The sequence below is a fragment of the Streptomyces sp. TP-A0874 genome (assembly GCF_001748085.1).
Lineage (GTDB): Bacteria > Actinomycetota > Actinomycetes > Streptomycetales > Streptomycetaceae > Streptomyces.
Window position 1 is genome coordinate 130657 of sequence record NZ_BBZK01000010.1, and the last position, 18251, is coordinate 148907.

Here is an 18251-nt window from a genome sequence, read left to right on the forward strand (position 1 = left end):
GCCTCCGCCCCACCCCTACCGGTGAGTACGTTCCTGGCCTACCCTCCAGACCGTGCCAGTGATTACTGGCGCGATCTCTTTCTTCCAGGCTCGGGAGGCGTGGCTATGGCCGAATGGCGCAGTGCACACGAGCATGTGCGGGTGGCGGTGATCGGCTCCGGCTTCGGCGGCCTGGGGGCCGCGGTCCGTCTGCGCCGGGCCGGCGTCACCGACTTCGTCGTGCTGGAGCGGGCCGAGGCGGTGGGGGGCACCTGGCGCGACAACAGCTATCCCGGCTGCGCCTGTGACGTGCCGTCACACCTGTACTCCTTCTCCTTCGCGCCGAACGCCGAGTGGCCGCGGAGCTTTTCCGGGCAGCCGCACATCCGGGCGTACCTGGAGCGGATCGCTGACGTCTTCGGACTGCGGCCGCACATCAGGTTCGGCGCGGAGGTGATCAGCGCCCGCTGGGACACGGCCCGGCTGTGCTGGGAGATCGAAACGCCGAGCGGGACGCTCACCGCCGACATGGTGATATCGGCGACCGGCCCGCTCTCCGACCCCAGGATTCCCGACATCCCGGGGCTGAGCGGCTTCCCGGGCGAGGTCTGGCACTCCGCGCGTTGGAACCACGACTACGGCCTCGGGGGCAAACGGGTCGCCCTGATCGGCACCGGGGCGTCCGCCATCCAGATCGCGCCGGCCATCCAGCCTGAGGTACGCAGCCTGACGCTGTTCCAGCGCACCCCGGCCTGGGTTCTGCCGCGACTGGACCGGAGGATCTCCAGGGCCGAACGCTGGCTGCACGACAGGGTGCCGGTGAGCGGCACGCTCCGTCGCGGACTGCTGTGGGGCGTGCGCGAGTTGCAGGTGCAGGCGTTCACCAAGCGACCCGGCCAGCTCGGTGCGATCGAGAAGCTCGCCGGGGCCCATATGCGCCGGGTGATCAAGGACCCCGTGCTACGGGCGAAGCTCACCCCGGACTACCGGATCGGCTGCAAACGCATCCTGCTGTCCAACAGCTACTACCCGGCGCTGGCCAGGCCCAACGTCGAGGTGGTCGACTCCGGCCTGGCCGAAGTCCGCGGCTCCACCCTGGTCGCTGCGGACGGGACGCGGACCGAGGCCGACGCCGTCATCTTCGGAACGGGCTTCCAGGTCACCGACGTGCCGATCGCCCACCGGATCGTCGGAGCCGACGGCGCCACGCTCGCCGAGGAGTGGCGGAACGGCATGTCGGCGCTGCGCGGGAGCAGCGTTCCGGGGTTCCCCAACCTCGTCACGGTGATCGGTCCCAACACCGGGCTCGGCAACAGCTCGATGGTCCTGATCATCGAAGCCCAACTGAACTACGCCATGGACCTCCTGCGGCAGTTGGACGCCCTGGGCGGGAAGGCCGCCCTCGACGCCCGGCGGTCCGCCACCGAGGTCTGGAACCGGAGGCTCCAGCAGCGGATGGAGCGCACGGTGTGGAACACCGGCGGGTGTGACAGCTGGTACCTGGACGCGGCGGGCCGCAACACGACCGTCTGGCCCGGCACCACCCGCGAGTTCCGCAACGCGACCAGCCGGATCCGCCTCGCGGAGTACGAGGTGCTCCGTGCCCGCGGCGACGCCGAACCGGAAGCCCCGGTCGCCGGGGCCGGCAGCGAGGGCGGTGCCGTCTGATGCCGGGGCGGGGCAGGGAAGAGGCGGCCCGGCGGCAGCGTGCCGTGGCCCGGAGGGCCGGGCGGTACGCGCCGCCGCTCCCGGAGCGGGTGGAGCGGGTCGCCTCGGCCGACGGCACCCGGATCCACGTCGAGGTGTACGGCCCGGACGGGGCACCGGCCGTCGTCCTGGCCCACGGCTGGACCTGCTCGACCGCCTTCTGGGCGGCGGTGGTGCGGGAGTTGGCGGCGGAGTACCGGGTGGTCTGCTACGACCAGCGGGGGCACGGCCGCAGCCAGGCTTCCGCGACCGGCCGCTACAGCACCCGGCTCCTCGCCGACGATCTGGAAGCGGTGCTCCGCGTGATCCTGGCCGACGGGCAACGGGCGGTCGTCGCGGGGCACTCCATGGGCGGGATGACCCTGATGGCCGCCGCCGGTCGGCCGGTCATGGCGGAGCACGTCGCCGCGGCGGTGCTCTGCAACACGGGCAGTTCCGAACTGCTCGCCCAGTCGGTGGTGGTTCCGCTGCCCGCTGGCCGGGTCCGCACGGCGGCACATCGGGCGCTGCTCGGTTCACGTCTGCCGCTGGGGCCGGTCACCGCTCTCTCCCGAGCCCTGCTCAAGCGGGCGACGATGGGCCCGGGGGCCACCCGGGAGCAGGTGGAGACCTGCGCCCGCATCGTGCACGCCTGCCCGCGCGGCGTCCGCGCCGGCTGGGCGAGGCAGGTGCTGGCCGAACTGGACGTGGACTCTGCCGTTCCACGGCTGACGATGCCGACGGCGGTGGTCACCGGCACCGCGGACCGACTGACTCCGCCGCCGCTCTCGGATCGACTGATGGCGGCCCTGCCCGACTGCGTCGGGCTCACCACCCTGCCCGGGCTGGGCCATATGACGCCGATCGAGGCACCGGAAGTGATCGCCGGGCTCATCCGTGAGTTGGCGGCCGAACACCTCGCCGGCCCACCCGGATTGGCGGCCGAAGCCGGCGACGAGCCGACTGAACCGAAGGAGTCAGCATGAGGACGGGTGGAAAACTCGACGGCCGGGTGGTCGTCATCACCGGCGCGGCGCGCGGGATAGGGGCACTGCTGGCCGGCCGACTGGCCGCCGGTGGAGCGCGGATCGCCCTGCTCGGCCTGGAACCGGCGGAGCTGCGCCGGGTCTCGGAGTCGCTGCCGACCGAGTCGGCCCACTGGCAGGTCGACGTCACCGACGAGCAGGCCCTGGCGCGGGTGGCCGCCGAGGTCGAGGAGCACTTCGGCCGGGTGGACGCCGTGGTGGCGAACGCCGGAGTGGCCGCCGGCGGGCGCTTCGTGGACTCGGCGGCCTCGGTCTGGAACCGCGTCGTCCAGGTGAACCTGCTGGGCAGCGCCAACACCGCCCGAGCCTTTCTCCCCATGCTGCTGGAGAGCCGGGGCTATCTGCTGCAGATAGCCTCGCTCGCCGCCCTCACCCCGGCGCCGCTGATGTCGGCGTACTGCGCATCGAAGTCGGGCGTCGAGACGTTCGCCCACTGCCTGCGCGCCGAGCTGGGCCACCGCGGCGTCGGGGTCGGGGTCGCCTACCTGAGCTGGACCGACACCGACATGGTGCGGGGGGCGGACGAGGACGAGGTGATGCGGGAGCTGCGTTCCCGACTGCCGTGGCCCGCCAGCCGCACCTACCCGGCGGGGCTGGCCGTCGCCCGCATCGCGAGGGGCGTCGAACGTCGGTCGGCCCGCGTCCACATGCCGTGGTGGCTGCGCGGGGCGCAGATCGCGCGTGGCTTCTCGCCCACCGTCATGGCGCTGGTGGGGCGGTACGAGATGCCGAGGGTCGACCGGCGTTTGGCGGCGGTCGGCATGCGGACCGGGCTGATCGGCGCCGGCGGCGCGGCGGACGACCGGGCCGGGAGCGAGAAGGGCGACTGACGGACGGTGCCGTCAACCCCCGGGCGGGGGCAGAACACCTGAAATGCGGAGAACCCCGGCCCGTGGGAGCCTGCTTGGAGGAGTACTGCTTCCCGTCTCTCACGATGGAGTCAGCACCTATGGGCATCCAGGAGCAGTTCAAGCGGAAGGCGCGGCGCCTTGAGGAGAAGGCCAGGAAGCGCATGGAGGAGGACGCCGAGAAGGAGTTCGGGGGCGGGCAGGGAGCGGAGGACGGGCGGGCAGGAGAGTCCGGTCGGCGTCGGGACGAGGGCGGCAAGGGGCGTCCCGAGGGGTGACCGCGGGCGGGGAGCCGCTGGGCTGAGCCGATGCGGTGGCGGGGGACGTGGCCGGGAGTCCACGTCCCCCGCCACCGTGTCGGCTCAGCCCCTTCCGCCCGGCGGCGGCCGGGCGGAAGGGGCTGCTCCCGGGTGGTGTCACCCCTGCCGCCGTGGCGGTAGGGGCGGGCGGCTGCGGTCGGGCACGTCCGAGTAATCGGGCGGCCTGGCCGCCGGATGCCGCTCCAGGAGTTCGAGGGCGAGTTGCACGGCGTCGTCCATCTGCCGGTGCCGGCCCTCGGCCCAGTCCAGTGGGGTGCGGTCGATCTCCAGGTCCGGTTCCACCCCGTGGTTCTCGACGTCCCACCCGTAGTGCTCGAACCAGGCGGCGTTCATCGGCACGGTGATGACCGTGCCGTCGACCAGCCGGTGCCGACCGGTCATCCCGACCACCCCGCCCCAGGTGCGGAGGCCGACCACCGGTCCGATGCCGAGCAGCTTGAAGGCCGCCGTGATCATGTCCCCGTCGGAGGAGGTCATCTCGTCGGCCAAGGCGACGATCGGGCCGCAGGGGGCGTTGGAGGCGTAGGAGACCGGCTGGGCGTTGCGGGTCAGGTCCCAGCCCAGGATGGTGCGGGTCAGCTTCTCGATGACCAGCTCGCTGATGTTCCCGCCGGCATTGCCCCGGACATCGACGATCAGCGCGGGACGGGACATCTCCATCCGCAGGTCCCGGTTGAACTGGGCCCATCCCGAGCCGCCCATGTCCGGGATGTGGAGGTAGCCGCACCGGCCGCCGCTGAGTTCGCGCACCACCTGCCGACGCTTGGCCACCCAGTCCTGGTAGCGCAGCGGCCGTTCGTCGATCAGCGGCACGACCGCCACCCGGCGGGAGCGCGCCGGGCCGTCGGGTGGCTCGAAGGTCAGCTCGACGGTGCTGCCGCCGGCCGCGGAGAGCAGCGCCGAGGGCCCGGCGACGGAGGGGACCGGTCTGCCGTCCACATGGGTGAGCACCGCGCCGTCCCGGATGCCGGAACCGGCCAGCGGGGAGCGGGCGCGGGAGTCGGAGGACTCGCCGGGCAGGATCCGGCGCACCGCCCAGCGGCCGTCCTTGGCGCGGGTGAAATCGGCGCCCAGCAGACCGATCGGACGCTGGTAGTGCGGCGGCCCCTCGTTGCGGCGAGCGGGGACGACATAGGCGTGCGAGGTGCCGAGTTCGCCCATCACCTCCCGCAGCAGGTCGGCGAACTCGTCGGGGGAGGCCACCCGTTCGACCAGTGGGCGGTACTGCTCCAGTACGCCCTCCCAGTCCACGCCGCACATCCGCGGTTCCCAGAAGTAGGCGCGGACGATCCGGCCCGCCTCCGCGTACGCCTGCCGCCACTCGGCCTCCGGGTCGACCTGGTGCTGGATGCGCCGCAGGTCGATGAAGACGGAGGTGTCCGCGTCCCCGGGTTCGGTGGCCGGGATGGCTCGCAGTTCACCGTCGTCGTTGACCACGAGCCGGGTCCCGTCGCCGCTGACCGCGAACGAGTCCAGATGGGCGAGGAGTTCGGTGCGCTTGGCCTTCGTCACGTCGAAGTGCTCCAGCGTGGGCTGCCCCGAGGTGTCCGCCGGGTTGGCGAAGGTCTCACCGAGCGCGCCGGAGATCGGCCAGCGCAACCACACCAGTCCGCCTCCGGCGACCGGCCGCAGTGAGGAGTACTTCGACGCGGCGACCGGGAAGGGGGTGACCCGGCTCGCCAGGCCCTCCTCCTCGACGAGCACCGACCGCTGTGCGACCCCGCCGCCGTCGACCGCCCCGTCCGTGGCGAAGGCCGGCCGGGTCTCGTCCGGGTCGAGGACGCCCGCCGCCGTCCGGCCCTCCGCGGACAGCGCGAAGGGGGAGGGGGTGGCCGAGGACAGGGGCACGAGGTAGGGGCGGCAGCCCAGCGGGAAGGAGAGGTCGCCGGTGTGCACGTCGTAGACCGGGTCGAAGCCGCGCCAGGAGAGGAAGGCCAGGTAGCGGCCGTCGCGGGTGAAGACCGGCTGTTCGTCCTCGAAGCGGCCGTTGGTGACGTCGATGACCGTCTGGTCCATCAGTCTGGCCAGTTTGATCTGGCGCAGTGAGCGCCCGACGCCGGGGTGCGACCAGGTGATCCAGGCCGAGTCGGGGGAGAAGGCGAGGTCGCGCACCGGGCCGTTCTCCGAGCGGATCAGCTCCAGCGTCTCGCCCTCGCCCTCCTCGGTGGCGTCCACGATCAGCAGTCGCCCGTCGTGGGTGGCGACGGCCAGCAGTTCGCCGTCGGGTGAGGACAGGAGCTGGTGCACCCGCCCCAGCCGGCCGGCGGCGATCCGCTGCGGGGCCCGGCCGCCGCTGGCCCGCGGCAGGTCGGCGATCTCGATGGCGTCCTCGCCCGGCGCGTCGGTGACGTAGGCGACCCGGCCGGTGTTGTTCAGCATCTCCGGGCGCCGGACGCGTACCCCCGGGGTGTCGGTGATGGTGCGGGCCGGGCCGTCCCGGTGGGTCAGCCAGTAGAGGCTGCCGCGTACGCACACCGCGCTGGCCCGGCCGGTGGTGTCCACGGTCAGTCCGTTGATGTGCGCGGCGGCGGGCACCTGATAGGAGCGGCGGCCGTTGCGCGGCCCCGCGGTCCGCACCTCCAGCCGCCGCGGGCGGCCGGCCGGGCCGAAGTCCTCGACCAGCCAGAGGTCGCCCGCGCACTGGTAGACCACCCGGTTGCCGTCGGTGGCGGCGTGCCGGGCGTAGAAGGCGTCGTGGTCGGTGTGCCGGCGCAGGTCGGAGCCGTCGGGCAGGCAGGAGTAGAGGTTGCCGATGCCCTCGTGGTCGGAGAGGAAGGCGATCCGGCCGTCGACGAACATCGGGCTGTCCAGGTGGCCCTTCAGCTCCGGCAGCAGTCTGGTGCCGTGCAGGAACAGCCGGCCGGTGGCCCCTCCCCGGTAGCGCTTCCAGGCGGCTGGTTCGTGCGGCGGCTTCCCCGCGAGCAGCAGGGACATGTGCCGGCCGTCGAGGTCGGCGGTCGCGATGTGGGAGACCGGCCCCCAGGGCAGTCGGCTGCCGGGGCTCCCGTCGGTGGGCACGCTGTAGGCCCAGGAGAAGTAGGAGAAGGGCTGGCCGTGGGAGGCCACGGCGAGGATGTCGCCGTCGGGTGACCAGCCGCAGACCCGGGTGTCGGTGCTCCCCCAGTAGGTGAGTCGGCGGATCGGCCCGCCGTCGACCGGGGCGAGGTGGATCTCGGGGTCGAGGCTGCGCCAGGTGGTGAAGGCGATCTGCCGGCCGTCGGGGGAGAAGCGGGGGTGGCCGACCCTGGTCCGGTCGGCCGTCACCCGCCAGGCCCGCTCGGGGGAGGCGCCCGCCCCGGCCAGCGGAGCGATCCACAGATCGTCCTCGGTCACGAAGCAGAGCAGGTCACCGTGGAGGTGCGGGAACCGGAGATACGCGCCGTCGTTCACGCATCCATGGTTCGGCCGCGTGGGGAGCCCGGCAACTCGTGGTGGAGCCGGGAGCGAGCGGCGGAGCGGGGTGGCGGCTCGCGGAAGGGGGCCGAGCCCTGTCCTGGCGGACCCGCGGGTGAGGCCGCACAAGAAGCACGAGTGCAATGACACACGAGGCGCTCTTGCAACCGTGATGCAATTAGCTTCACCATGGGTCGACACCCAGCGACGCAGAAGCGGAGCCCCGCCATGCATGTACCCGACGGATTCTTCAACGCCCCGATCTCCGTGGCCACCGGAGTCGTCGCGGCGGCGGCGGTCGTCGTCTCGCTCCGCGGGGCGCGACGCGAACTCGACGAGCGGACCGCGCCACTGGCCGGTCTGGTCGCCGCGTTCGTCTTCGCCGTGCAGATGCTGAACTTCCCGGTGGCCGGAGGGACGAGCGGCCATCTCCTCGGCGGCGCACTCGCGGCGATACTCGTCGGCCCCTACACGGGGGTGCTCTGCGTCAGCGTGGTGCTGCTCATGCAGGGCCTGCTCTTCGCCGACGGCGGGCTCACCGCGCTCGGCGTCAACATCACCCTGATGGGCGTGGTCACGGTGGTGGTCTCCTACGGCCTCTTCCGCGGGCTGCTGCGGCTGCTGCCGGAGGGCCGCCGCTCGGTCACCTCGGCCTCCTTCGTCGCGGCGTTGATCTCGGTGCCCGTCGCGGCCGTGGTGTTCACCGGCCTCTACGCCCTGGGCGGCACCACCGAAGTCGCACTCGGCAAGGTGTTCGGAGCCATGGTCGGGGTGCACATCCTGATCGGCATCGGTGAAGCGGTGATCACCGCGGCCACCGTGGGGGCGGTCATCGCCGTCCGGCCCGACCTGGTGCACGGTGCCCGCGGCATGCTGCCGGCACCGCCCCTGACCACCAGCGGCACCGGCCGCACCAGCAGCGAGGAGGCGACCGCCTGATGTCCGCCAACGACCCCACCGCCACCACGGCGCCCCCCGCCCGAAGCGGCGGACGGCTGTGGATCGTCGGACTCCTCGCCGCGCTGTTCTTCGCCGGCGGACTCAGCTACTACGCCTCCGCGAGCCCGGACGGGCTGGAGAAGGTCGCCGCCGACCACGGCATCGACCGGATGGAGAAGGAGCACGCCGCCGAGGGCTCCCCGCTCGCCGACTACGAACTGAGCAGCGTCGGCAACAGCAGGCTCTCCGGCGGGCTGGCCGGGGTGATCGGGGTCGGCGCCACGCTGGCCGTCGGCTCCGGCCTCTTCTGGGTCGTCCGGCGGCGCCCCGCTCGTCAAGCGGAGGGCGCCCCGCTGACCGGGGGCGCCACCGGCCAGGGCTGAGCGTGGGTTCGGGCCATGCCCGGGCGCTCTACCTGCCCGGCACCTCGGCGGTGCACCGCCTCCCCGCGCACTGCAAGATCGTGGCCGGCCTCTGCTTCGTGCTGCTCGTCGTCTCCACGCCGCGCGAGGCGGTCTGGGCCTTCGGCGTCTACGCGCTCCTGCTGGCCGGGGTCGCCGCGGTCAGCCGGGTGCCGGCGGGCTTGCTGCTGCGCCGGCTGCTGATCGAGGTGCCGTTCGTGCTCTTCGCGGTCCTGCTGCCCTTCGTCGCCGAGGGGGAGCGCACCGAGGTGCTGGGGGTGGGGCTGTCCGTCCCCGGACTCTGGGGGGCCTGGAACATCCTGGCCAAGGGGACGCTCGGGGTCGCCGTCTCCGTGCTGCTCGCCTCGACCACCGAACTCCGCTCGCTCCTGCTCGGCCTGCAACGCCTGCGGATGCCACCGCTGCTGGTGCAGATCGCCTCCTTCATGATCCGGTACGGGGATGTGATCGTGGACGAGATGCGCCGGATGCGCATCGCCCGCGCCTCGCGTGGCTTCACCGCCCGCGGCATCCGGCACTGGGGTGTGCTGGCCAAGTCGGCCGGCGCCCTGTTCATCCGCTGCTACGAGCGGGGCGAGCGAGTCCACCTCGCGATGGCCAGCCGCGGCTACCGCGGCACCATGCCGCTGATCGACGAAGTGGGCGCCGGCACCGCGCAATGGACCCGCGCTGCCCTGCTCCCGACCGCCGCGGCGGGGGTCTGCCTGATGGGATGGCTCACACTGTGACCGAAACCGACACCCCAGCACTGGAGATCGAGGGTCTCGCCTACGCCTACCCGGACGGGCGGCAGGCCCTCTTCGGGGTCGACCTCACCCTCCGCAGGGGCGAGCGGGTCGCGCTGCTCGGCCCCAACGGAGCCGGCAAGACCACCCTTGTCCTCCACCTCAACGGGATCCTCCGGGCCGGGGCGGGCGCCGTACGGATCGGCGGGCTCCCGGTCACCGAAGAGCACCTCGCCGAGGTGCGGCGGCGCGTCGGCATCGTCTTCCAGGACCCGGACGACCAACTGTTCATGCCGACCGTCCGGGAGGACGTCGCCTTCGGCCCGGCCACGGCCGGGATGCGCGGCGTGGAACTGGAGGCCCGCGTCACCCGGGCGCTGGAGCAGGTAGGCCTGGCGGACCTCGCCGACCGTCCGCCGCACCACCTCTCCTTCGGCCAGCGCCGCCGGGTGGCCGTGGCGACCGTACTCGCCATGGAGCCGGAGGTCCTCGTCCTCGACGAGCCGTCCTCCAACCTCGACCCGGCCTCGCGGCGGGAACTCGCCGACGTGCTCCGGAGCCTGGACATCACCGTCCTGATGGTCACCCACGACCTGCCCTACGCCTTGGAGTTGTGCCCCCGCTCGGTGGTGCTCAGCGCCGGTGTGATCGCGGCGGACGGAGGCACCCAGGAGCTGATGTGCGACCCGGAACTGATGCGCTCCCACCGGTTGGAGCTCCCCTTCGGCTTCGACCCGGGCTCCGTCACCGTCCCGGTCCACTGACGGCGGTAGGGGCCGGCCGGGTTGTGCGGACGGCGGGCACCGAACGGTGCAGCACCGGTCCCTCCGCCAGTAGCACCTGGATCTCCGGGCCGCCCCGCCGCACCGGCCGGACAGGCCACCAGGCACCATGGGGAACGCGTTAACGGCACGTTCGGCGGGAGAAACAGCAAGTGGTGGACGTTCACGGCACGGTGGTGGACGGCTTCGAGCCGGTCCGGGAAGCCTTCGTCCGCAACTTCGAGCAGCGGGGCGAGCACGGCGCGGCCGTCTCCGTCTACCACGCCGGGGCGAAGGTGGTCGACCTCTGGGGCGGCACCGCGGAACCTGAGGGCGCCGAACCTTGGGCCGAGGACACCGCGCAGATCGTCCGCTCGGTCGGCAAGGGGATCGCCGCCAGCGTCCCGCTCCTGCTCCACCAGCGCGGACAGCTCGACCTGGACGCCCCCGTGCGCAGGTACTGGCCGGAGTTCAAGCAGCACGGCAAGGAACGGGTGCTGATCCGGCAGCTCCTCTCGCACAGCGCCGGTCTGCCGGTGCTCGACACCCCGCTCAGCCCCGACCAGGCGATGGACGGGGTGAGCGGCCCGCGCGCCCTTGAGGCCCAGCAGCCCGCCTGGGAGCCCGGCAGCCAGCACGGGTACCACGCCCAGACCTACAGCTGGCTGCTCGGTGAACTCACCCTCCGCGCCACCGGCCGCACCATCGGACGGTGGATCGCCGAGGAGATCGCTCGACCGCTCGGCCTGGACCTGTGGATAGGGCTGCCACCGGAGGAGCGGCACCGCGTGGGCCGGATAGCCGAACTCGAAACACCGGCTCCGGCACCCGGCCAGGGTCTGCGGCTCCGTCCCAAGCCGGCCGTGGTCGAGGCGTACCGCGACCCGGGGTCGCTCACCCGCCGGGCCTTCGGCGCGATCGACCCGCTGCCGGACGAGAACACCCCGGCCTACCAGGCCGCCGAACTCGCCGCCTCCTCCGCGGTCGCCACCGCACGCGCGCTGGCCGGCTTCTACGCGGCGCTGATCGGCCCGGTGCCCGGCGGCGGCCCGCTCTTCGCACCGGCCACCCTGGCCCTCGCCCGCTCGGAGGAGACCGTGGGACCGGACCGGGTCCTGGTGGTCAACACCCGTTTCGGACTCGGTTACATGCTGCACGGCACCGCGTCCCCGCTCCTGGGCCCCGGCTCCTTCGGACATCCGGGCCGCGGCGGCTCCCTGGCCTTCGCCGACCCGGAGTCCGGCACCGGCTTCGGCTACGTCACCAACACCCTGCACCGCAACGTCACGGCCGACCCCCGGGCGCAGTCGCTGGTGCGGGCGCTCCGCCGCTGCCTCTAGCGCCGCGGCAGGCAAGGTTCGCCGGTCGCGACGCCCGGCACGCTCCCCCCGAGCTCTTCGAGCAGGGGGCCCCAGCTCGCTGCGTTGCCCGAAAGCCCCGGTAGGTCCAGCACAAGGACTTCCGGCCGCCTTGCGATCACACGCACCGGACGCCGTTCCTTGACGGGCGAACCTCGCCTGACGCGGCACTGGTACCGCCTCAGACGGCGTTCGCCCGCGAACGAGACGACCCGTTCGCTCCGACTGGCGGTCACGGCGAAGCCACAGCCCTTAGGCTGCCCACGGGGGCGGGCCTGGCCTCTTGGAGCCGAATCTGAGTCGCGTGGTGAGGAGTTCGGGGTGACGGAAGCGGTGGGACGGACGGTCGCGGGTTCGGCGGGAGCGGTACCTGAGCAGGGGCCGCGGGCGGCCGGGCGGCCGGCGGCCCGGCGGTTCGACGGCTACGGCGTGCTGATCACCGGCGCCGGGCGCGGTATCGGCGAGGCCACAGCCCGGCGGCTGGCCGCCGAGGGCGCACGGGTGCTGGTCACCGATGTGGACGGCGGGCGCGCCGAGGCGTCGGCGGCCCGCGTCCGGGAGGCGACCGGCGGTACCGCCGAGCCGCTCGTCTGCGACGTGGCCGACGAGGAGTCGGTCGAGGGGGCCGTGGCGTTCGCCGTGGAGCGGTTCGGTTCGCTCGAGGTACTCGTCAACAACGCGCTGTCCTGCACCCCGGAGCCCGCGCTGCCGGAGGAGGTGCGGTACGAGAACTGGTACCGGGACCTGGAGATCACCCTCACCGGCGCGTTCCGCTGCTCCCGAGCGGCGCTGCCGCACCTGGCCGCGGCCGGCGGCCGGGGGACGATCGTCAACATCGGGTCGGTCAACGGCGAGCAGGACTTCGGCAACCACGCCTACAGCGCGGCCAAGGCGGGCCTCGCCAGCCTGACCCGCACCCTCGCCGTGCAGAGCGCCGAACGCGGCGTCCGGGTCAACCTCATCGCGCCCGGCACCGTCTCCACACCCAACTGGGCCGGGCGGGAGGCCGATCTGGAGCGCGCCGCGAAGCTCTATCCGCTGGGTCGGGTCGGGCTGCCGGACGACATCGCCGCGGCGGTCGCCTTCCTCGCCTCCACCGACGCCTCCTGGGTCACCGGCATCACCCTGCCGGTGGACGGCGGTCTGCTGGTCAGCAACCTCGGTCTGCGCAGGGTCCTGTCGACCGACGGTGCTCCGTCGACCGGCAGCGTGCCCCCGACCGACTGACCCCGCTCGCGCGCGGTGGCCGGCCGGTGCCTCAGCCGGCGGCCTCGCGCACATCGACCAGTTCCCCACCGGCGTGGTCGACGAGCGACTTCGGGGCGAGCGGGAAGACCGTGTCCGGGGTGCCGGCGGCCGCCCACACGGTCTCGTGGTCGAGCAGCCGGCGGTCGGCGAGGACCCGGGTCTTCGTCCGGTGCCCGAAGGGCGGCACGCCGCCGATCGCGTAGCCCGTGGTCTCCCGCACCAGCTCGGCGCTGGCGCGCCGGACCCGCTGGGCGCCCAACTCGCCGCGGACCAGCTCCGGGTCGACCCGGGAGGCGCCGTCCAGGAGGACGACCACCGGCTCACCGTCGGCCTCGAAGACCAGCGACTTGACGATCTGGCTCAGTTCGCAGCCGATCGCCTCCGCCGCCTGGACCGCCGTGCGGGTGCCGTCGGGGAAGCGCCGCACCTCGACGTCGAGGCCCAACTCGGAGAGCGCGGCGGCGAAGCGGGGGTGCGCGATGTCGGTAGTCGTCATGAGCAGAGGCTAACCGCGATCCCTCCTGGACCGTAGGCTGCCCGCAGGGCGGGGAGAGCCGCGCCCGCCGGCAGCCTACGGCGGGCTCAGCCGCCCGCGCGGAGGATCTCCGCCACGATCGGGCCGGCGGTCTCCCCGCCGTGCCCGCCCTGCGGAACCACGCCCGCCACGGCGAGGTCGTCGCGGTAGGCGGTGAACCAGCCGTTGGGCTTCTCCTGCCCGTCGACCTCCGCCGAGCCGGTCTTCGCGCCGATGTCGCCGCTGAGTCCGGCCATCGCCTGAGCGGCGGTGCCCGAGGTGGCGGTGAGCCGCATCAGGTCCCGCAGCTGCTGGGAGATGCCCGGCTTCATGGCCCGCGGGGCCTGCGCCAGCCGCCGGTTGTCGACGGACTGCGGCACGATCACCGGCTGGTGGAAGGTGCCGGTGGTCGCCGTCGCGGCGACCGAGGCCATGTTCAGCGGGTTCATCCGGACCCCGCCCTGGCCGATCAGCGAGGCCCCCATCTGGGCCTGCTGCTGCACCGGCACGCTGCCGTCGAAGGTCGGCACACCGGTCTGCCAGTCGAGGCCCAGCCCGAAGACGTCGCGGGCCTCCTTGGTGAGGTCGTCGTCGGAGAGCTCCGGGGCCTGGGAGATGAACGCCGTGTTGCAGGACCGGGCGAAGCTCTGCGCGAAGGTGCCGCCCGAGATCTCGAACTTGTCGTCGTTGTGGAACTTCCAGTGCCCGTAGGTGAAGTACTTCGGGCAGGGGTGCTGCTCGGCGGGGGAGGCCAGGCCCTTCTCCATCAGCATGGCCGCGGTCACCACCTTCATCGTGGAACCGGGCGCCAGCGAGCCCTGCAACGCGGAGTTGAAGCCCTCGGCGGGGGAGTTGGCGACCGCCAGGATCTCCCCGGTGCTGGCCTTGAGCGCCACCACGGAGGCCTTCGAGCGCTTGTTCACGGCCTGTTCGGCGACGGTCTGGAGGCGTGCGTCCAGCGTCGTGCGGAGCGTCCCCGGCACTCCCTTGGAGAGCACCTTGAGCGTCTCGTCGGGCCGCTCCGCCGCCTTCTCGTCGGCGGCTCCGTCCTTCTTCCCGGACTTCCCCTCGCCGCGGGAGATCCACAACTCCACCCCGGCGGTGCCGTCGGTCTTGTCCCCGTAGCGTTCCCGCAGGCTGTTCAGGATGCCGGCGAGCGCGGGGTGCTCCTCGGGGGTCAGCTCGACCCCGTTGCGGTCCACCGCCTTGATCGGCGGCGCCTCGGCCTCACCGGTCTTCAGGGTGTCCCCGTCCTCGAGCCCCGGGTGCACCACCGACGGCTGCCAGTCCACCAGCGCCGCGCCGGTGGACTTGTCCCGCTCCACGGTGAGTTCGGAGTCGTAGGTCCAGGTGGTGCGCTGCTCCTCGTAGACGACGTCGGCGGTCACCGAGAACGGCACCTTCCGGCCCTTCGGAGTTCCGGCCTCCAGCGCCACCTTCTCGATGTGCGCCTCGTCGCGGTATCCGGTGAGCGCGGCTTTCGCCGCCGCTGTGTCGTCGGTGAGGGCAGCGGCCTCACCGAGATCGCCGGCGGCCCAGGAGCGTAGGAAATCGGCCGCGGTGGTCTTGACTTCGGCCGCGCTCGGCGGCCCTGTCCTGACTTTCACGGTCTCGGCGCCCGAGGTCTTCTCGCCGGTTTTTCCGGCCCCTTCGCCGATGAGGTTGAAGACCCCGTAACCGGCGGCTCCCGCCACTGCCGTCAGAACGCCGCCGACAATCGCGACTTTCGCGCCTTTGCGCATCGCAATACCCCTGGTCGCTGATCCCTGAGGGCTGTCCCTTGAACCCCGGCGGGTGCACGGCGTCAGATGCGGTGCGCTGATCCGTCAGGGATTACGGGACAATCCTTACTCACCCGATCAAGAGCGAGATGCCGCGCACTCTACAGCCTTTCGTCCCACGGCCGTTCGGGGCCATGGGGAAGCAGGGGGGTATTCCGCCGCGGTGCGGCGGTCAGATCCAGGTGCTCAGCCACATGCGGTCCCGCCAGGAGTCGATGGGGATGCTCTGCCCGCTGTAGATCGGATAGAAGTAGACGAAATTCCAGATGATCAGCAGGACCAGGGCGCCGGCCCCAATGGCGCCGACCACCCGGCGGCGTTCCGAGGAACCCGGCGGGCCCAGAATCGCCCCGATCATCATCGTCACCGCGAGACAGAGGAACGGCACGAACACCACCGCGTAGAAAAGGAAGATCGTGCGTTCCTGGTAGAGGAACCACGGCAGCCACCCGGCCGCCAGCCCGCAGAGCACCGCCCCCGCCCGCCAGTCCCGGGCGAAGCCCCAGCGGTAGAGCAGGTACAGCACCGCGAGGCAGCCGGCCCACCACAGCAGCGGTGTCCCCAGGGCCAGGACCTCGCGGGCGCACCCCTCGGCGGCGTCCGCCGGGCAGCCGTCCCGCCCGGCCTTCGGCGACTCGTAGAAGTACGAGACCGGGCGGCCGAGTACCAGCCAGCTCCAGGGGTTCGACTGGTAGGTGTGCGGCGAGGTGAGCCCGACGTGGAACTCGTAGACCGCGTGCTGGTAGTGCCACAGGCTCCGCAGCGCCTCCGGTACCACGCTCCAGGCGCTCTCCCTGCCGTTCGCCCACTGCCGGAAGTAGCCGCCCTGGGTGGCGAACCAGCCGGCCCAGGAGGCGACGTAGGTGACCACCGCCACCGGGATGAGGGAGAGGAACGCCGGGAGGACGTCCCGCCGGAGCGTCGAACGCACCGGCCGCCGGGCCCCGGCCGTGCGGCGCGCCCCCACGTCCCACAGGACGGTGAGGAGGCCGAAGGCGGCCAGCACGTACAGGCCGTTCCACTTGGTCGCGCAGGCCAGCCCCAGGCAGAGTCCGGCCGCCAGCCGCCAGGGCCGGGCCCCCAGCCGCGTCCGGTCACCGACGAGGGGGTCGGGCCGCACCTCACCCTCGCCGCGCTCCGAATCGCCGACCGGGCGCTCCCGGCTCGCCCGCTCCAGCGCCGACGCCAGCCCGGCCCGCGCCTTGTCGCGGTCGACCAGCAGGCACCCGAAGGCCGCCAGCAACCAGAAGCCGAGCACCAGGTCGAGCAGCGCGGTCCGGCTCATCACGAAGTGCAGCCCGTCCACCGCGAGCAGGGCTCCGGCCAGGCAGCCGAGCGCGGTGGACCGGAACAGCCGGCGGCCGATCCGGCAGAGGAGCAGCACCGAGAGGGTGCCGAGCAGCGCCGTCATGAACCGCCAGCCGAACGGCGTCAGGCCGAACAGCCACTCACCGACCGCGATCGTCCACTTGCCGACCGGCGGATGGACGACGTAGCTGGCCTCCGGGCTGAGCAGGATCTGCTGCGGGTCGCCCAGCAGCGCGTCGTTGGCCTCCTTCGACCAGGTGCCCTCGTACCCGTACCGCAGCAGCGACCAGGCGTCCTTGGCGTAGTAGGTCTCGTCGAATATCACCGCCTCCGGACTACCCAGCCGCCAGAAGCGGAGCACCCCGGCGAACAGCGCGACGAGCAGCGGCCCGCCCCAGGCGGACCAGTGGGCCAGCTTCCGCGCCAGTGCCGGATCCATGCCGAGCGAGGTCCACACCCTGGCCCCGGGGGCCCGGAAGGGCGGCACCAGCCGGCTGCGGACATCGGTCCGCTGCGGCGCCAGGTAGCCGAAGCGGCGTAGTCGCAGCTGCCAGGCGGTCGGCTCGACTTCGGCCCCGGGGGCCGCGGAGCCACCGTCCGGTTGCGGGTCACGCCGGGGTTCGGTAGCGGTGTCACTCGTCACCGCGCCATCGTAAGGAACCGGCCCGCCGCTGTGCCCGGCCCCGGGTGGCCGGAGCCGGTGAGGTGCGGGCCCGCACCTCACCGGTGGGGTCGGCGGGCGGCCGGAGCCTGCGAGGATGGCCGGGTGACTGGAACGCTGGTACTCGCGGGAACCCCCATCGGCGACGTCGCGGACGCCCCGCCGCGGCTGGCTGAGGAGCTGGCGGCGGCCGACGTTGTCGCGGCCGAGGACACCCGCCGGCTGCGCCGGCTCACGCAGGCGCTCGGGGTACGGCCGGCGGGGCGGGTCGTCTCCTACTTCGAGGGCAACGAGACCGCCCGCACACCCGAGCTGGTCGAGGCGCTCACCGGCGGCTCACGGGTGCTGCTCGTGACCGACGCCGGGATGCCGTCGGTCTCCGACCCCGGCTACCGACTGGTGGCCGCCGCCGTGGACGCCGGGGTCAGGGTGACCGCGGTGCCCGGCCCGTCCGCGGTGCTCACCGCGCTCGCGCTGTCCGGACTGCCGGTCGACCGCTTCTGCTTCGAGGGCTTCCTGCCCCGCAAGGCCGGTGAGCGGCTCGGGCGGCTGCGGGAGGTCGCCGCGGAGCGCCGCACCCTGGTCTACTTCGAGGCCCCGCACCGCCTTCGGGACACCCTCGCGGCGATGGCCGAGGTGTTCGGCGGTGAGCGCCGGGCCGCCGTCTGCCGGGAGCTGACCAAGACCTACGAGGAGGTGCGGCGCGGACCGCTGGCCGAGCTGGTGGGCTGGGCGGCCGAGGGGGTGCGCGGCGAGATCACCGTCGTCGTGGCCGGTGCGGAGGAGGCGGGGCCGGAGCAGCTCGACCCCGCGGAGCTGGCCCGCCGGGTAGCGGTGCGGGAGGAGGCGGGGGAGCGGCGCAAGGAGGCCATCGCAGCCGTCGCCTCGGCCGCGGGTCTGCCCAAGCGGGAGGTTTTCGACGCGGTGGTGGCGGCGAAGAACGCCGAACGGCGGTAGCCCGCCGGGGAGCGGTGCCGACCGAGCGGGCGATGGCCGTACCCGCGTGAAGAGGACCATCCGCAGGTAACGGGCTATCGTGATAAATGCCTGCGGACAAGGGGGGCTGGCTCGACTTCTCTCCCTCCTGCCGGAGGGGGTGCAGCGGTCGCCCGCTGGGGTCCCCGCTTCACCGCCGACTGCCCGTCCGGAAGGACTCCCGTTGAGGTCTCACACCGTCCCCACAGGCAGACGCCGCCAGCCCGGCGGCCGGAGTGCCGCGTGCCGCGTTCACGTCGCGGTCATGCTCTGAAGGCCCGGGTATC

At 72.9% G+C, this 18251-nt stretch carries 13 protein-coding genes and 2 pseudogenes; 10 read left to right on the top strand and 5 right to left on the bottom strand.

All coding sequences use genetic code 11. The annotated features are described in order from the left end of the window. Positions 1-105 precede the first annotated feature (105 nt). The 4 genes from BGP73_RS17875 (at position 106) to BGP73_RS17890 (ending at position 3837) form a co-directional block, all read left to right on the top strand. Entirely contained in the window at positions 106-1647 is a 1542-nt protein-coding gene (locus BGP73_RS17875) for a flavin-containing monooxygenase (protein WP_069816108.1), read from the top strand. Then, the gene (locus tag BGP73_RS17880; protein ID WP_069816110.1) at positions 1647-2651 is read left to right on the top strand and encodes an alpha/beta fold hydrolase; all 1005 of its coding nucleotides are present in this window, start codon (positions 1647-1649) and stop codon (positions 2649-2651) included. The genes BGP73_RS17875 and BGP73_RS17880 overlap by 1 nt, the downstream gene beginning before the upstream one ends. After that, positions 2648-3541 carry an SDR family oxidoreductase gene (locus BGP73_RS17885; protein WP_069816112.1) on the top strand — a complete coding sequence of 298 codons (894 nt, stop codon included), beginning with the start codon at positions 2648-2650 and terminating at the stop codon, positions 3539-3541. The genes BGP73_RS17880 and BGP73_RS17885 overlap by 4 nt, the downstream gene beginning before the upstream one ends. A 104-nt stretch (positions 3542-3645) precedes the next feature. After that, complete coding sequence (locus BGP73_RS17890; RefSeq protein WP_139134582.1) at positions 3646-3837, top strand: hypothetical protein; 192 nt, start codon at positions 3646-3648, stop codon at positions 3835-3837. Positions 3838-3975: 138 nt separating this feature from the next. On the opposite strand, the gene BGP73_RS17895 is transcribed toward BGP73_RS17890, so the two are convergent. After that, the gene (locus tag BGP73_RS17895) at positions 3976-7269 is read right to left on the bottom strand and encodes a S41 family peptidase (RefSeq protein WP_069816116.1); all 3294 of its coding nucleotides are present in this window, start codon (positions 7267-7269) and stop codon (positions 3976-3978) included. 231 nt (positions 7270-7500) lie between these two features. Between BGP73_RS17895 and BGP73_RS23995 the strand changes: the two are divergent. The 5 genes and pseudogenes from BGP73_RS23995 to BGP73_RS17920 all read left to right on the top strand — a co-directional run bounded on the left by BGP73_RS23995 (position 7501) and on the right by BGP73_RS17920 (position 12704). Beyond that, positions 7501-8594: pseudogene (locus BGP73_RS23995) on the top strand (energy-coupling factor ABC transporter permease). Between the two features lie 2 nt (positions 8595-8596). Further along, positions 8597-9361, top strand: coding sequence for a cobalt ECF transporter T component CbiQ (gene cbiQ / locus BGP73_RS17905; RefSeq protein ID WP_069816122.1), 765 nt, complete (start codon positions 8597-8599; stop codon positions 9359-9361). Next, positions 9346-10122, top strand: a complete 777-nt coding sequence (locus tag BGP73_RS17910) for an energy-coupling factor ABC transporter ATP-binding protein (RefSeq protein ID WP_069816124.1) — start codon at positions 9346-9348, stop codon at positions 10120-10122. The genes cbiQ and BGP73_RS17910 overlap by 16 nt, the downstream gene beginning before the upstream one ends. Positions 10123-10295: 173 nt before the next feature. Beyond that, complete coding sequence (locus tag BGP73_RS17915) at positions 10296-11459, top strand: serine hydrolase domain-containing protein (protein WP_069816319.1); 1164 nt, start codon at positions 10296-10298, stop codon at positions 11457-11459. A gap of 447 nt (positions 11460-11906) precedes the next feature. Continuing rightward, positions 11907-12704: an SDR family NAD(P)-dependent oxidoreductase gene (locus tag BGP73_RS17920; protein WP_069816320.1), complete on the top strand. Its 798-nt coding sequence runs from the start codon at positions 11907-11909 to the stop codon at positions 12702-12704. 31 nt (positions 12705-12735) lie between these two features. Here BGP73_RS17920 and BGP73_RS17925 read toward each other — a convergent pair whose 3' ends face one another. From BGP73_RS17925 to BGP73_RS17935, 3 genes are all read right to left on the bottom strand, one after another. Further along, entirely contained in the window at positions 12736-13221 is a 486-nt protein-coding gene (locus BGP73_RS17925; protein WP_069816126.1) for a YbaK/EbsC family protein, read from the bottom strand. A gap of 86 nt (positions 13222-13307) precedes the next feature. Further along, positions 13308-14981 (bottom strand): penicillin-binding transpeptidase domain-containing protein, encoded by a 1674-nt coding sequence (locus tag BGP73_RS17930; RefSeq protein WP_069816128.1) that lies wholly within the window; start codon positions 14979-14981, stop codon positions 13308-13310. A 211-nt stretch (positions 14982-15192) separates the two neighbouring features. Next, complete coding sequence (locus BGP73_RS17935) at positions 15193-16971, bottom strand: dolichyl-phosphate-mannose--protein mannosyltransferase (RefSeq protein ID WP_069816130.1); 1779 nt, start codon at positions 16969-16971, stop codon at positions 15193-15195. A 123-nt stretch (positions 16972-17094) separates the two neighbouring features. Here BGP73_RS17935 and rsmI point away from each other — a divergent pair, with 123 nt between their 5' ends. Further along, the gene (gene rsmI / locus BGP73_RS17940) at positions 17095-17946 is read left to right on the top strand and encodes a 16S rRNA (cytidine(1402)-2'-O)-methyltransferase (protein WP_069816132.1); all 852 of its coding nucleotides are present in this window, start codon (positions 17095-17097) and stop codon (positions 17944-17946) included. Positions 17947-18020: 74 nt separating this feature from the next. Here rsmI and BGP73_RS23650 read toward each other — a convergent pair. Next, positions 18021-18232: pseudogene (locus BGP73_RS23650) on the bottom strand (RNA-guided endonuclease TnpB family protein); the annotation flags it as partial. Positions 18233-18251 lie beyond the last annotated feature (19 nt).